The following is a 14,961-nucleotide window of genomic DNA, read 5'->3' as shown; positions in this document are numbered from 1 at the left end:
ACAGCCGGGCATCCACGCTGACCACAGCGAGAAAATCGACCCCCAGCCGAACCTCTCAGCCGACCAACTCAAGGTCGAGAAAGATCGAGGCTAGGAGGCGCCCGCCGTCATCCTGCGATCGACTGGTCGAAAATCATCAGCGATCTGCATGCACTCATTATGTATCTCATCCGCTGTTCTCGGCCATTGTGGCCACGGATCTTGCCGGATGGACCCGGGATGAGGCTGTCGAGAAATTCATCAGGATAAATCACCTGCTGGCCTCGTACGGATATCGTTCATTCACTGTGCATACTCGGTCAAGGGGCGATTGCCTGGGCATACAGGCTGGACGCGTCTGGTGATCAGGATGGCGTGCCTGATGGGGCACTTGCTCAATTCTGTCTTAGCGCCAGAAAATATTGCGATTCACTATGGTTATGGAACTGCTATGAGCCTGCCTAAGACGCCTGGCGCGACCCTCATGCCTGACCCTAAGTTGCTGAGATCACTACAGATTCTGCATATCATCGGCACTCGTGAAGACATCGGTCAGGCCAGCTTGCCAGAAAGACGCATTGATCATCTCCTCGCCGGGCAGGCACAGCCATACCGGGCCGGACGCACCAGGGTAAGCCGCCGATCGCGTGTACATGTGTCCCGGTGGACTTCCTCGCGCGCTGATTGCCCTGCCTGAAGTCGGCGGCTCACAAGGTTCGGGAAGTGCCGCTTGCCGGCACGCGCGCCGCCGCTGGGGGACCGGCCGGAGAGCTGCCCCATGCCACGCTGTTGCCTTTTCGTCCCGAAATCTCGGCAGCGAGATCGTTACAGGTCGTTTGCGCTGCTCGCAGGGTCATTAACGGCCGCTCAAGGTCGCCCGAATATGGCGCGGTTGCTGCCCCCGGCCCACCGCCGCGCCAGGGGCCAGATTCTCGGAATCACGGCATATCTGCGCGAATCGGATCTTTCGGGAGCTACACGTCAGAATAATATCTATTTTAATGGCGGATATTCGGACATCAAGGACACTCCCTCCTTTCGCTCCTTGCTGATTATTTGCCCGCTTATAAACGTGCGTGCGTCTTTCATGATTGACGCTGGGGTATCTCCCTTGTCGCACTATCGCAGCGGTGCGGGCGTATACGAAAGAAAGAACAACTCTAGCATCCGCGCTACCGCGACACCATTCACGAGCTCGATCTGACACAGGTCAACGAGCCTCAGGAAATTACCTGACGTTCTCGCTGGGAATGCTCACCACGGAAAGGAATGCCCTATGCCATTCATCATGCGCAAAACACTCCCCAAGCCGGCCGCACGTACACTCGCCGCCACCGTCCTCACCGCAGCAGTCATGACGCCCGCGGTCGCGGCATCCTCTGCCCCCAACCCTGCCGAGGCATACATCTCGAGCGTCAGCGCGAACGGAAACGGGTGCCCGCCCGGGACATGGGAGGCGGCGATCAGCCCCGACGGGAAGTCGTTCACCGTTACATTCAGCTCATACGAGACGCTCATCGAACCTGGTGGTGATGCTTCGGATAAGGAATGCACGCTCTCGCTGAACGTGCATACGCCGCCGGGGAGCTCGCTTTCCACCGCCAAGTTCTCCTACCAGGGCTACGCGCTCATGGACCAAGCAGGGATGAGCGCGACGCAGAGCGCAAGCTACGACTTCCGCGGTGCTCCCGTCCCGGCTCAGTCGGTTCGCTCGCAGATCTCGGGGCCACACGACGACACGTACCTCTTCTCCGACCGGATCTTGCTTCACGACGACGTGGCGTCGGCGCAGGGCGAAACCCGCGCGCTGAACGGGGAAACGCGCCTAGTCCTCACCAACAACCCCGCAAAGACCGGCAGCGGCTACTTCAACACCAACAGTGTCGACGGGACGCTCCAAAACGGACCGGGCTGCACCATCGACCGGCGCACCGCCACCTCGGGGCAGACCATCGTCGGCACCTCGGGCGCCGATGTCATCTGCGGGTCACCGTTCGCCGACCGTATCGCCGCGCTGGGCGGCGACGACGTCATCCTCTCCTTCGCGGGCAACGACCGGATCGCCGCCGGTGCCGGCAACGACACCGTCTTCGGCGGCAACGGCGACGACGACATCAGCGGCGACGACGGCAACGACACCCTTGACGGCGAAGCCGGCAACGACCGGATCCTGGGCGGGCCGGGCACCGACACCGCTAACGGCGGGCCGGGCACCGATTCCTGCGTAGCCGAGACGACCACCTCCTGCTGAGTCAGGTCGACGCTCCGGTGATGTGGCTTCGGGACGAAGCAGTCGAGGTCGGAGCCGGGCGACCTGCTTTACCCACCTTGGCCGCGCCGGGCCCCGAAGCGAGGGGACCCAGGTCGGACACTTGCGGATAGGAAGGAACCTGCGCGACCCGCCCGGCCAGCGTACGGGCCCCCTCGCTCCCGGCCCGACCAAGGACACCGGGCGAAAGCCGGCCGCCCTTCACCATCGCCCGGGAGCCGATCCGGCGCAGGAGTGCCAACCGTGTGCGACCAGCGTACGATCCGCCGCGGTCAGCTTCGGTGAGCAGTGGCGACCCAGAGTCCAACTTCTGAGCGGGGGCAAGGCCCCGATCAGGGCACAAAATCGGGTTCCCAAGCTGACATACCCATCACCCAGGTAGGGGTTGTTCGCTTGCTGCACTTCGCGTGTCATGGCTAGGCCATCGAGCACGCGACCATGGGGACCGTGAGCGGCTCGCGGAGGGCGATCGCTTCAGGACGGCGGTCACCACAGGCGACAGATGCGTGACCACGGACGCGGTAGTCACGCAGTTTGTCACTCTCCCTCGCCTCACAGTGATCGGCGAGGGAGAGTCTTCCCAGGTGAAGCCTAGGAGATTCGAACTCCTGACTTCCTGCTTGCAAACGGGAGCCGGTCACAACGTAGAACCTTCCACTCCCTGCTCAAGCGGTAGTTGGAGACTGGTGGCATTTGACTGGGTGAGGCAGCGTTGCTGTATCCGACTGCTGTACGGCACCGCGCGCGAACGGCAGCACCGTCTGACGATGCGCCGGCCGAAACCCATCGCCTCAACCGCACGGTTCGGTCTCTCGCCGCTTCGAGCTACCTCAAACCCGATGCCACCTCGATGTGCCGAACGACGAGCAGGAGATCCGCCGAGTGCAGACGTTGCTCAATCTCGCTTAATCGGACGCTGAGGAGGTCGCGCTGCGCTTCCGTGAAGACGGCGCCGAAGTCCAGGCACTCGCCGACGCATATGGTGATCTCCAGGAGAACGGGGTCCGAGGAGGGCAGCAGACGAGGGAAGCGTTGGCGGCGCCAAAACCGCAATGCGAGCAACGCGGCCTTCCGGGGATTGCCGTACCAGTACCAGCGAACCTGAAGGTTGGGATTTGGTTCCTCTGCACGCGGAGATCGCCGGCCTTGCATTTTGGCCTCCCGACGCCTTGTCGCGTAGGCGTGGAGCTCGGCATGCCAGGCAGCGCGGCTGGCCTCGATAGCGTCCAGCGCCTGAAGCAGTGCCGCCTCATCGTGTTGAAACCTCCCGGCCTGGAACTCGAGGAAACTCAGCGTCGCCTCGAATCCGAGTGGCCGATACAACTGCACGCAGGACCGGAACGCTGACACCCGCCATCGGTAAGGCAAGGCAGGATCACGTACCCTACGGGCAAAGCTGGCGAAGCTCACCGAAAAAGGCTAGCCAATTGGACGCCGGGAGGCACCAACTCGGCAACGGCGCTGGCGGGGACATTACTACTGGACTGTCCCAACCACTCACTTCCGGACCTGACCGTCCGCTTTTCAGTCTTTGATGTGGCTTCGCGCACGCCCTGCGGACGAGGAAAATCGGGACCGGTTGCCCACCGACGTCGAGTCCGCCTGGTGCCTGGTCGAGGCCGGTTTTTAGTCTGACGCCGGGAGCCACCTACAGGGGCCCTGAATTGTCGCTTCGAGCACGAGAGCCCGGCTCTTGACTTCTCCCCTACCGGCTCCCCGGGCAACGACCCATCCAGCAACGCAGGAGACGAGGGACAGGTGCAGGAGACCAACGAGCCGGTGGAGTTCGTCGAGCGGGTCGCCGCGATCGACATCGGCAAGAGCGGCCTGGTCGTGTGCATACGCGTGCCCAGCGAGGACAAGCCCGGACGGCGCCGACAGGAGGTACGCGAGTTCACCACGCTGACCGCCTCCCTGCTCGCGTTAGCCGATTGGCTGCGCTGCCAGAGCGTGAGCCTGGTGGCGATGGAGGCCACCTCGGACTACTGGAAGCCGGTCTACTACCTGCTGGAGGCAGAAGGCTTCACCTGCTGGCTGCTGAACGCCAAGCAACGCGTGGAGAAGCTCCTGGAGGATGCGCAGATCAAACTGTCCAGCGTGATCAGCGATGTCTTCGGCGTCTCCGGCCGCGAGATGCTGCAAGCTCTGATCGACGGTCAGCGCGATCCCAAGACGCTGGCACAGATGGCCCGCGGCCCGATGCGCTCCAAGATCCCGACCCTGCAGGAGGCGCTCACCGGCCACTTCACCGACGAGCACGGCTTCCTCTGCCAGATGATGACCGACCGCATCGACGACCTGTCCGCCCGGATTGAGACCATCTCCCGCCGGATCGAAGACAAGACCGCCCCATACGCAGCCGCGGTCGCCCGGCTCCACCGGCAAGGGCAATCCCTGGCTCGCCGCCACCCTCGCCGAGATCGTCGCGGTCACCTCCCGCTCGGCCACCTTCCTGGGCGAGCGCTACCGGCGACTGTCCAAACGGCGCGGACGAAAACGCGCCATCGTCGCCCTCGGCAACTCCGTACTGACCATCGTCTGGCACCTGCTGTCCGACCCCGACGCCCGCTACCACGACCTCGGCCCTGACTTCTACCAGTCCCGCATCGCCACCCAGCGCCGAGAACGCGACCTCATTCGCCAGCTCGAATGCCTCACCGGCAAGACCGTCACCCTGCAACCAACCGCCTGACCACGCCACACCGCACCAACCTCACCCCGAGATCGCGGGTCGAGGTTCGCTGCCGCCTGCCCACGAACTCACCGGTTTTCGAGCCCGGACCATTCACCCTGCTCAGACAGAGAAAGCCGTCGTCAGAGGGGTGTGGACGGTAGCCGGCATATGCTCGCGTCTGGGGATGTTGCTGTCAGCCTTGCTGTCACCTCGGCCATGGCCTCCCGACGGCAAAGGCTGCGGTAGCGATCGCTCCCGCTCTCGACCACGAGAATCGAGGCAGGCGATCGTCACAGCCTCACCACTGCCTGGTCGACAGCGCATACGTGGCCGATAATCTGCTCATCTCTATGCGCCTGTGCCAGGCGATGGACACCAGGAGCCGTCCTATGCCCGGCATGAGAGTGCGGCGCGGCTAGATCATGGGATTCTGTGGCGTGGACTCGGTAACACTGCACGTGGCGGCACGCCGGTATCTAATGGAGCGCTACGACGAGTTGGCTGACAGGTACGTTGAGCTGCCCAACCAGGGGCGGGCGGTGGACGGGTATGGCTACAGTCCCGAAGCCTGGCGCATCTTCCCTCGCTACAACGTGGTCGCAGCGATCCTGGAGCAGGTGGAGCGGCTTGATCCAGACCGGCTGCCCAAGTTCTCCGGCCTCGTCGACGCTCTGGCAGAGGCGGCCGACACGGCCCAGTCTCCGTTCACCCAGCCGGCGTCCAACGAGGTGGCGACCAAGGCCATGGCTGAGGAACGCCGTCTGTTCCAGTCGACCCTGCAAGGCTGGGTTACGCGGGGCGGCCTTCGGGTGACACCGTTGGCGTACCGGCGCGTGTTGACGCCTGCCGAGTCGGCCGAACGGCAGGAACAGTTGCAGCAGCGGTGGGGGCTGGTGGGCAGGTCGTGGCACCCGATGCTCGCCGAGCCAACCCCGCCCGACGCGCTCGTGGTGACGGAGGCATCGATGTGGGATGAGCAGGGACTCGCCCAGGTGCGCGCCGCACTGCTCGAGATGAGCGGCGGCCGTGTGACAGAGCTACGCGAGTACGGCGCGGACTACCTCGTTGACGTGGAGATGTTTGCACCCCGATACACGGGCGCCGAGGGCGTGTGGAGCGATGACGCGCTTACTTGGATCGCGTTCGCCTCCCACGAGGGAACTGTCGCCTTCGGTGGCCAACTCGCCGCCGCCCTCGAAGCGGAGTGGGGCGACCTCGACCGATGGCGCTGGTCAGCCTGAGCCGCTCCGGCTTCGATGGTTCGTGCCGAACCTTCGCCGTGTGGCCGGGTACGAGGTGCAGTACTTCGCCACAGTGGAGCCACAGAAACGGCTCGCGCCGCATCTGCACATGGCGATCAGGGGCACGCTGCCGCGTGCAGAGATCAAGCAAATTGCGGCGGCGACCTATCACCAAGTGTGGTGGCCGCCCGGGATACAGGCCGGAGTGGTTGAGCGGACGTTCGGCGCTCACAGCCGTTCATGGAGCGAGGCTTGCGCACCTCGTCGGCCGGCGGCTGACCCGTGCGCTGCTGGTGTGGGATCTCGAACAGGATGAGTGGTTCACCGACTGCCCGATCCTCCTGGACTTCGAGGGCGAGCAGGTCGAGATCAACCACTGGAAGTTCGACGAGGTCTCCATCACCTGGAACACCATCGATCCGGTGTGCGCGCTGGACTGGCCGGACTTCCGCCTGGCATGGCGAGATGACGTACCGGACGAGCTCTCTGCACTGGTCGGGCAGCCTTGTTCGGCAGTGGAGCTGCTGATGTGGAGAAACAGGGATCTCGTAGAGGGAACGATCGTGTCTCTGGGGTTCGGCTTCCCGAACGGCCAGGTGACGATCTACAACGCCCTCGATGAAAACGGCATCGAGTTCACTTCTCCTGGCGACCGCTACGCGCGATACACGCTCGGACCATATGATTCGTAGGTCCCCAAACGATCTTCATGGGCGTTCGCAGGCGTCCGCCACCTCGCCGGGCGGCATCCTCGCTGTACGTCCCCGTCCGCCGGGGTTCATGATCGTCCGCTCGAGATAGGCCCGACAACTTCGCTCGTACAGCCAAGGCACTATCAGCTTGGGAACTCGTTCAAGATCATGGCCCCTGAACAGGGGAAACGCTGACCTGGGCATACGCCGGTCGAGTGACCGTGAGTCCCCATGGCTCCCTGCTGATCGCCGTAGGAACGGGCACGCAACGGGCACGCACCCTCTGATCCGTAATCGCCGCTGCCGCCTGCGCTGGCATTCTGTCGTGCATGTCACATGACGATCTGATCCAGCGCATCCGCAGACGGGCCTGGGATCCTGTACGCCGCCACGACCGAGTCTACGTCCCGCTGGACTGGCTCAAACGTGAGTACGGCGAGAACATCTGGAGCCGCATCCACCACACGCGGCAGCCGCTCCGTGGAGGCGGCAGCATGACCCAACTCAGCTTCGACGACCCCACGCCTGATCACCTCATCAAGGCGGCCTTGGAAGCAGGCGCCCCCGAAGCCGTCAAGTACTTCAGCGATGTCCCACATGAGCCCCCGTACCCGCCAATCTCTGAGGCGGACTTGCGAACCTGCGAGCAGCGCATCGGCCACGAGTTACCCGAGCTCCTGGGCAGGGTGTACACGGAGGTGAGCAACGGCGGCTTCGGCCCCTCCTACGACCTCCTGAGCCTTCCGCCCAGCGAACACCAGGCATACGAATTCGGCCCAGACGCGCTCAAAGAATACGAGAAATACCCGGAGGTGAGCAGCGTGCTCGGGTTCCCTCTCGTGTACGCCGGATGCTCCATGTACTGGTACATGTCGCTCACTCAGCCCGGCAATCCCGTCTGCCTCTGGGATGGCGACGCATGGGACTTTCCCGACGAGCAGTCGCCCGAAGTTGGGATCATGGCCATCTGCTCGTCCCTAGCAGAGTGGTTCGACCGCTGGGTCGACGGACGCAACCTGGAAACTTCATATCCTGAACGCCAAGATCAGCAGGAGCATCACGGCATCGTAAGCGGACGCAACCTGGAAACCTCGCCCCCGGACGATGACCCTTGGGCTATCCCCGACGATGCCCATGGCTAGCGGCCACGGAATGGGAATACAGGTTTGAACGCGATCTGACAGATGGCGGGGATCGCCCTTCCCAATGAATCAGGGGCACTGAACCTGACTCGATAGCTCGCACTGGATGCGGTGATCAGCCACGTTGCTCATTGAGCCAGGGTGAGGAACGAACCCTGGATCGTCGATCGCCCCCAAGCACGTACGGTGGCCAGCACGCCGTGGCGATCGTAAGGGCTCCAGTTGTGCGGCGGTGCGGCAACCCGGCCCGGGGCGTTCGGTGGGAACGGTGCGGTCGGCGTGCGGTGCCCGGCCCGGTGTCCCGCCGCCGTCCGGGACCGGCCCCCAGGCCGCACGCCCGGACGGCGGGCGGGCGGAGGGCCGGGGTACGGCGGCGCGCCGCGCCGCCGCTTGATCCATATGAGCGTAATTCGGCAGAGGTTAAATAGCCGATTCAGTCCCCGGAGACAGAAGCTTCTGTGGTGCCCATCGATCGTTCGCTTTCAGGCGGAGCAATCACCCTCGGCGGTCGCCGGAAGCCGTGGTCAGAAGGCACGAGGCGGTGGCCGGCGTAGGTCTTCGCATGAGGACGTTGCCGTCAGCGCACGTAGCCGTTGTCGCGGCCCAGCTACACAGCATGATCACCTGGGCGTAGCATCGGATTGTCTCGCCTACCAACCCCAAGGACATCGACGCCCCGTCTGCTCGGACGTCCTTTGGTGGCGCAGGTCAGTTCCAGAGGCAGTGTGGTCGTGATGATCGCCCCTTGGATGGGGGTGCCGATCTGCTCGGCAGGAATCCACTGCCGTGAGCCGATCAGCGCGTTCCCCTGCGGCGGCTCGGACGTAGGCCAGATGCACGATGTTGATGCCGTGTCGATACCGCCTGCGCAGCCCATGTGCTGCCGCTTGACCCCGGCCGTGGCGGTGCCCTTCTTGATTACCGGTGTGGCGCTCAGATCTTCTCGGCAACGGCGTGTCCGTCTCGACCGCGGCCAAGGCCTATCGCCTGCTGCGGGCGGTACTGATGACAGCCGTCGAAGAGGACAAGCTGATCGCCCGCAACCCATGCCGGATCAAAGGCGCCGACAATGAACACACACCTGAGCGGCCCGTCCTCACCGTCGCCCAGGTCTTCGAGCTGGCCGACCGGATGGCCGACCGCCGGTTCAAGGCCCTGGTGTTGCTCGCCACCTTCGCGAGCCTGCGCTGGGGAGAGGTGATCGCGCTCCGCCGTAGCAGCATCGACCTCGACACTCGGACGGTCCAGGTACGCGAACAGCTCGTCGAGCTCGACGGTGGCGAGATACGTCTGAGCCCGCCCAAGTCCCGGGCCGGCAAGCGCACGATCAGCATCCCCTCAGCCATCATCCCGGCCCTGACCGAACATCTCTCCACCTACGTCGACCAGGCCGACTACGCCTTCGTGTTCCTCGGCAAGCGCGGCGCGTTCCTGCGAGGCGGCAACTTCCGGCGGGAAGCCAAGTGGTCGGAAGCGCTCAAGGAGATGGGGCTTCAAGGCCTGCACTTCCACGATCTCCGCCACACCGGCAACACGCTGGCCGCCCAGTCCGGCGCGAGCCTGGCCGACCTCAAGGCTCGTATGGGTCATGACAGCGACCGCGCCGCGCTGATCTACCAGCACGCCACCCGCGACGCAGACCAGCGAATCGCCGACGCGCTAAGCGCTCGCGTACAGGCCGAACAACAGAAGATCGCCAAAGGCTAATGGCACGTTAATGGCACGAACGCCCCGCCACATGATCAGTGGCGGGGCGTTTTCCCTGGTGGAGCCTAGGAGATTCGAACTCCTGACTTCCTGCTTGCAAAGCAGGCGCTCTGCCAACTGAGCTAAGGCCCCTTCGACGAAGATAGCTTACCGGGCGGACGAAGCTACCTGCGTCGTACCAAGGTCATCGCTCAGTACCAAACCAGGGAAGTCGGCGATCGAGTCAAGGATGTGGGTCGCGCCGCCCTTCAGAAGGCGCTCCCGGCTGTGGACCCCGGTCATCACCCCCGCCACGATCGACGCCCCCGCGCGCCTGCCGCAGAGCATGTCGCTTTCGGAGTCGCCGATGACGGCCACCTGGCGGACGTCCTCCGCCCCCAGGCGCAGCACCGCGTGCAGGACCATGTCCGGCCAGGGGCGGCCGCGGCCGCCGGCGTCTTCGGGGGAGATGGCCAGGTCGATCTTGTCGTGCCAGCCGAGGACGCTCAGGATGCGGCTCAGGGTGGTGCGGCTGAAGCCGGTGATCAGGGCGAGCTTGATGCCGGTGCCGCGGAGTTTGTCGAGAACCTCCAGAACTCCGGGCATGGGGACGAGACCCGCCCGCTCCAGAGTGCCCTCGTAGGAGCGCTCGAACGTCAGGTTCGCCGCTTGCGCCTGGGCCTCGTTCCCGGGGAAGATCCCACGGAAGACATCGATCTTGGGGCAGCCCCGGGACCGGTGCACGTGAACCATGGCACGCGCGTATGCTCCGGTCCCGGGCACTATGCCCTGGGTCGCGATCGCCTCGGCAAAGGCGCGCTCGACCATGGCGATGTCACCGACTGTGGTGCCTGCCAGGTCCAGGCACACCAGCTTGATGGGGACGACGTCACTCATCGCCTCGCCGGTCGGTTAGTTCTCGCTGCCGGTCGCCTCGGTCCAGAGATCGAGCTCTGCGCGGTCGGCCTGCACCTTACGCCAGATCAGCAACCCCCCAAGAGCGATCAGCGCCAGAACGAGCAGCTTCTTCACGGTGTGACCCCACTTCTTCGACGGCCTCACCTGCCGGGGTGAGACCCAACGGTTGACATGCAGCCTAGCAAGGGATGGCTGCGCTCCCTGTGTTGCGCACAGACCAGATGCGCGGAATGCGCGGAGAACGAGTGGTCAGCCCCAGGTGAGGCGCGTTAACCCCATCCCCCACGACATCTCGGATTCCTCTCCGTGTCCATCCCCCTCCACTCAGGGGGCCACCCGTCAGGCAACAGCTCGATCATGCCAAATATCGCGCCCGGGCGCGCATGACTTCGAACTGGACATACCCCAGGGGGGTGTGTTACGTTCCTCGCCATTCCCGATATACCCCCTGGGGGTAGCAAAGAAGGAAGGGGTCACGTCATGGCTGACGAAAGACGCTGGTGGGCGCTCATCGTGCTCGCGGCGGCACAGTTCATGGTGATCATGGATACCTCCATCATCGGCGTCGCGCTCCCCGACATGCAGCGCGACTTAGGCTTCTCCGACGGCGGGCTGCAGTGGGTGTTCAACGCCTACGTGGTCGCCTTCGGCGGGTTGTTGCTGCTCGGCGGGCGGCTGGCCGACCTGTTCGGGGCGCGCAGGGTGTTCGTCACGGGATGGGCGGTCCTGATCGCCGGATCCGTGGTCGCCGCCGCTGCCACCACCGCCTGGGTCGAGGTGGCCGGGCGTGCCGTGCAGGGCATCGGCGGGGCGCTGATCGCGCCCGCCGCCATGGCGCTGCTCATGATGCTCTTCGGCCACAACGCCCGCGAGCTGGGCAAGGCCATGGCACTGTACGGCGCCGCCGCCCCGGCGGGTGGCACCGCGGGCGTGTTCGTCGGTGGCGTGATCACCGAGTATTTGAGCTGGCCCTGGGTCTTCATCATCTACGTCCCGATCGGCCTGGCCACGCTGGCGGCCACCAGGTTGCTGCCCGCCGTGCGCGGCAAGCGCGGATCCGTCGACCTCGTGGGCGCCGCGTCCGTCACCGCGGGCATCGCGCTCGTCGTGTACGCCATCGTCGCCGCGAACTGGCCGGCCGGACTCGGTGGCGCGGCGCTGCTCGCCCTGTTCCTGTTCGTGCAGCGTACGGTCAGAGAGCCGCTCATGCCCCTGGCCATCTGGCGCACGCCCGGCCTGGCCACCTCCAACCTGGCCATGGCCCTGCTCGGCGCGGCCTGGATTCCCATGTGGTACTTCCTCAACCTCTACCTGCAGCAGGTCCTCGGGTACGGCGCGTTCGCCAGTGGCGCGGCGCTGCTGCCGATGACCGTGGCGATCATGATCTTCATGATCGGCATCACCGCAAGGCTGCTGGGCAGGTTCGGGGCCAAGCCGCTCATCGTGGTCGGGCTGGCGGTGCTGGCGGCCGGGGTGGCCGGGCTCGGGTTCACCGGCGGGTTCGCCACGAACGTGCTCCCCGCGAGCCTGATCGCGGCGGTCGGGATGTCCCTGGCGTACATCCCGGCGATGATGTCGGCCATGTCGGGCGCCCGCCCGGAGGAAGCGGGCCTCGCCTCTGGCATCGTCAACACGACCTACCAGGTCGGCTCCGCGCTGGGCCTGGCCGTCATGACCGCGCTGGCCACCTCCCAGGAGCAGCTCGGCTTCCAGGCCGCCTTCACGGGCGCCGCGGTGGTGGCCGTCCTGGGCGCGGCGCTCACGGCCGCTCTCATGCGCAGGCCGGCCGTACGCGAGAGCGATCCTGTCGGCTGAATCCCCAAAAACCCTTCTAGATACCCTAGGGGGGTAGGGTGTTAGACTACGAAGAAGGAGACGTCATGAGCACCACCACCTACATCGTCAAGGGCATGACCTGCGGCCACTGCGTGAGCTCGGTGAAGGAAGAGGTCAGCGGCGTCGCTGGGATCACCTCCGTGGAGGTGGACCTGGCCGGCGGCCTGCTGACGGTCAACAGCGAAGGCCCCGTCGACCGCGCGGAGATCGCCGCCGCGGTCGAGGAGGCCGGATACGAGCTGGCGGGCCAGGCATGAACGCCGCCGCCAAACTCGGCGCCTACGTCCTGGGGCTGACCGTCGTCTTCGGCGGCGCCCTGGGCGTGGGCCAGGTGGCCGGCCCGACGGCGGCCCCGGCGCAGGTCGAGGACCACGCCGCGATGGCTCCGCAAGAGGACCACGCCGCGATGGCCCCGCAAGGCGAGCACGAACAGACGAAGAGCGATACCCCTAGGGGGCTTCAAGTGTCCGAGAGCGGTTACACCCTGAACCCGTTGACCACCATCAAGGCCGGCGAGCCGACCGACTTCCGCTTCACGGTGACCGGCCCTGATGGCAGGCCGGTGACCGACTACCAGGTCGAGCATGACAAGAAGCTGCATTTCATCGTGGTGTCGCGGGATCTGGGGAGCTTCCAGCACCTGCACCCCGTCCAGGACGGGGACGGCGCGTGGTCGGTGCGGCTGACGCTGGCGGATCCGGGCGCGTACCGAGCTTTCGCGGACTTCGCTCCGGTGGGCGGCGGTAACCTGACGCTGGGTGCGGATCTGCTGGTCGCGGGGGACTACAAGCCGCAGCCTCTTGCTCAGGTGGCTCGTACGGCTGAGGTGGATGGCTACACGGTCTCCATGGCGGGTGATCTCGTGCCCGGCCAGGCGAGCAAGCTGACGCTGAGCGTGAGCAAGGACGGCAAGCCGGTGACCGACCTGCAGCCGTATCTGGGGGCGTACGGGCATCTGGTGGCGTTGCGGGCCGGTGATCTGGCCTACCTGCACGTTCATCCGGAGGAGAGCGTGAAGGCGGGGCCGGAGATCACCTTCTACGCCGAGGTGCCCAGCGGCGGCGACTACCGGTTGTTCCTGGATTTCCAGCATGACGGCAAGGTCCGTACCGCGGACTTCACCGCCCGGGCGAGTGGTGCGGGACCGGCTCAGCCGGGCACCAGCACTCACGGGCACTGAATCAGGAAAAGGAGGGGTGATGACTTCCCTGGCCCAGGACAGATCCGTCGAGCTGTCGATCGGTGGCATGACCTGCGCGTCCTGCGCGAACCGGATCGAGCGCAAGCTGAACAAGCTCGACGGCGTGAGCGCGACGGTGAACTACGCGACGGAGAAGGCGAAGGTCACCTTCCCGGATGGCGTGGACCCGAAGGAACTGATCAGCGAGGTGGAGAAGGCCGGGTACACGGCCGCGCTACCTGCTGCCCCGGCTCCGAGCGAAGCACCCCAGCAGGACGAGCTGCGGCAGCGGTTGATCACCGCGGTGGTGCTGAGTGTGCCGGTGGTCGCGATGGCCATGGTGCCGGCGCTGCAGTTCACGAACTGGCAGTGGCTGTCGCTGGTGCTGGCGGCGCCGGTGGTGGTCTACGCGGGCTGGCCGTTCCACAAGGCGGCCTGGACGAACCTGCGGCACGGCGCGGCGACGATGGACACGCTGATCTCGGTCGGCACGCTGGCCGCTTTCGGCTGGTCGCTGTGGGCGCTGTTCTTCGGCAGCGCGGGCACGCCGGGCATGACGCATCCGTTCGCCTTCACGATCGAGCGCACCGACGGCTCCGGCAACATCTACCTCGAAACCGCGGCGGCGGTGACCGCGTTCATCCTGGCCGGCCGGTATTTCGAGTCCCGTTCCAAGCGGCGGGCGGGGGCGGCGTTGCGGGCGTTGCTGGAGCTGGGCGCCAAGGAGGTGGAGCTGGCCGACGGCCGCCGGATCCCCACCGACCAGCTCGAGGCCGGTGACACGTTCGTGGTGCGGCCCGGCGAGAAGATCGCCACCGACGGCGTCATCCTCGAAGGTTCCTCGGCGGTGGACGCCTCGATGCTGACCGGCGAGTCGGTGCCGGTGGAGGTGCGGCCGGGCGACACTGTCACCGGGGCGACGGTGAACGCGGGCGGCCGACTGATCGTCCGGGCCACCCGGGTGGGTGCGGACACGCAGCTGGCGCAGATGGCCAAGCTGGTGGAGGAGGCGCAGACCGGCAAGGCGGCGGTGCAGCGGCTGGCCGACCGCATCTCGGGGATCTTCGTGCCGATCGTGATCGCGCTGGCGGTCGGGACGCTGGGGTTCTGGCTGGGCACCGGGAACGGGGTGGCGGCGGCGTTCACCGCGGCGGTGGCGGTGTTGATCATCGCGTGCCCGTGCGCGCTGGGGCTGGCCACGCCGACGGCGTTGCTGGTGGGGACCGGGCGAGGGGCCCAGCTCGGGATTTTGATCAAGGGTCCGGAGGTGCTGGAGTCCACCCGCAAGGTCGACACGGTTGTGCTGGACAAGACCGGCACGGTCACCGAGGGCAAGATGACCCT

At 65.7% G+C, this 14,961-nt stretch carries 13 protein-coding genes, 1 tRNA gene and 1 pseudogene; 11 read left to right on the top strand and 4 right to left on the bottom strand.

What is annotated here, in order from left to right; genetic code table 11:
- Window positions 1–1,255 precede the first annotated feature (1,255 nt).
- Complete coding sequence (locus AB0J87_RS64160) at window positions 1,256–2,230, top strand: DUF4360 domain-containing protein (protein ID WP_363985845.1); 975 nt, start codon at window positions 1,256–1,258, stop codon at window positions 2,228–2,230.
- Window positions 2,231–3,073: 843 nt separating this feature from the next.
- Here the strand turns inward: AB0J87_RS64160 and AB0J87_RS64155 are convergent.
- The gene (locus AB0J87_RS64155; protein ID WP_363985843.1) at window positions 3,074–3,658 is read right to left on the bottom strand and encodes a hypothetical protein; all 585 of its coding nucleotides are present in this window, start codon (window positions 3,656–3,658) and stop codon (window positions 3,074–3,076) included.
- A gap of 348 nt (window positions 3,659–4,006) precedes the next feature.
- On the opposite strand from AB0J87_RS64155, the gene AB0J87_RS64150 reads away from it, so the two are divergent.
- The 6 genes and pseudogenes from AB0J87_RS64150 (at window position 4,007) to AB0J87_RS64125 (ending at window position 9,704) form a co-directional block, all read left to right on the top strand.
- Window positions 4,007–4,837, top strand: a complete 831-nt coding sequence (locus tag AB0J87_RS64150) for a transposase (RefSeq protein WP_363985841.1) — start codon at window positions 4,007–4,009, stop codon at window positions 4,835–4,837.
- A 564-nt stretch (window positions 4,838–5,401) separates the two neighbouring features.
- Complete coding sequence (locus AB0J87_RS64145) at window positions 5,402–6,163, top strand: hypothetical protein (protein WP_363985839.1); 762 nt, start codon at window positions 5,402–5,404, stop codon at window positions 6,161–6,163.
- Between the two features lie 19 nt (window positions 6,164–6,182).
- Window positions 6,183–6,479: pseudogene (locus AB0J87_RS64140) on the top strand (replication initiator); the annotation flags it as partial.
- Window positions 6,373–6,855 (top strand): hypothetical protein, encoded by a 483-nt coding sequence (locus AB0J87_RS64135; RefSeq protein WP_363985847.1) that lies wholly within the window; start codon window positions 6,373–6,375, stop codon window positions 6,853–6,855. The pseudogene AB0J87_RS64140 and the gene AB0J87_RS64135, both read left to right, overlap by 107 nt.
- Window positions 6,856–7,184: 329 nt before the next feature.
- Window positions 7,185–7,997 (top strand): SMI1/KNR4 family protein, encoded by an 813-nt coding sequence (locus tag AB0J87_RS64130; RefSeq protein WP_363985837.1) that lies wholly within the window; start codon window positions 7,185–7,187, stop codon window positions 7,995–7,997.
- 954 nt (window positions 7,998–8,951) lie between these two features.
- On the top strand, window positions 8,952–9,704 hold the full coding sequence (locus AB0J87_RS64125; protein WP_363985835.1) for a site-specific integrase: 753 nt from the start codon (window positions 8,952–8,954) through the stop codon (window positions 9,702–9,704).
- Window positions 9,705–9,760: 56 nt separating this feature from the next.
- Here the strand turns inward: AB0J87_RS64125 and AB0J87_RS64120 are convergent.
- The 3 genes from AB0J87_RS64120 to AB0J87_RS64110 all read right to left on the bottom strand — a co-directional run bounded on the left by AB0J87_RS64120 (window position 9,761) and on the right by AB0J87_RS64110 (window position 10,715).
- Window positions 9,761–9,836: transfer RNA gene (locus AB0J87_RS64120), tRNA-Ala, on the bottom strand.
- 15 nt (window positions 9,837–9,851) lie between these two features.
- The gene (locus AB0J87_RS64115) at window positions 9,852–10,580 is read right to left on the bottom strand and encodes an HAD-IA family hydrolase (RefSeq protein WP_363985833.1); all 729 of its coding nucleotides are present in this window, start codon (window positions 10,578–10,580) and stop codon (window positions 9,852–9,854) included.
- 15 nt (window positions 10,581–10,595) lie between these two features.
- The gene (locus AB0J87_RS64110; protein ID WP_020542320.1) at window positions 10,596–10,715 is read right to left on the bottom strand and encodes a DLW-39 family protein; all 120 of its coding nucleotides are present in this window, start codon (window positions 10,713–10,715) and stop codon (window positions 10,596–10,598) included.
- 366 nt (window positions 10,716–11,081) lie between these two features.
- Between AB0J87_RS64110 and AB0J87_RS64105 the strand changes: the two genes are divergently transcribed.
- The 4 genes from AB0J87_RS64105 to AB0J87_RS64090 form a co-directional block, all read left to right on the top strand.
- Window positions 11,082–12,416, top strand: coding sequence for an MFS transporter (locus AB0J87_RS64105; protein ID WP_363985831.1), 1,335 nt, complete (start codon window positions 11,082–11,084; stop codon window positions 12,414–12,416).
- Window positions 12,417–12,481: 65 nt separating this feature from the next.
- Entirely contained in the window at window positions 12,482–12,694 is a 213-nt protein-coding gene (locus tag AB0J87_RS64100) for a heavy-metal-associated domain-containing protein (RefSeq protein WP_363985829.1), read from the top strand.
- Window positions 12,691–13,617 carry a hypothetical protein gene (locus AB0J87_RS64095; protein ID WP_363985827.1) on the top strand — a complete coding sequence of 309 codons (927 nt, stop codon included), beginning with the start codon at window positions 12,691–12,693 and terminating at the stop codon, window positions 13,615–13,617. Before AB0J87_RS64100 ends, AB0J87_RS64095 begins: the two co-directional genes overlap by 4 nt.
- Before the next feature lie 19 nt (window positions 13,618–13,636).
- Window positions 13,637–14,961 (top strand): heavy metal translocating P-type ATPase (locus AB0J87_RS64090; protein WP_363985825.1); only part of this gene is annotated, 1,325 nt, incomplete at its 3' end.

Source organism: Nonomuraea sp. NPDC049625 (assembly GCF_040675285.1).
In the GTDB taxonomy this organism is placed as follows: domain Bacteria; phylum Actinomycetota; class Actinomycetes; order Streptosporangiales; family Streptosporangiaceae; genus Nonomuraea; species Nonomuraea angiospora_A.
The sequence above is the reverse complement of the archived record's forward strand: the minus strand, read 5'-3'. Positions and strand labels throughout refer to the sequence as shown.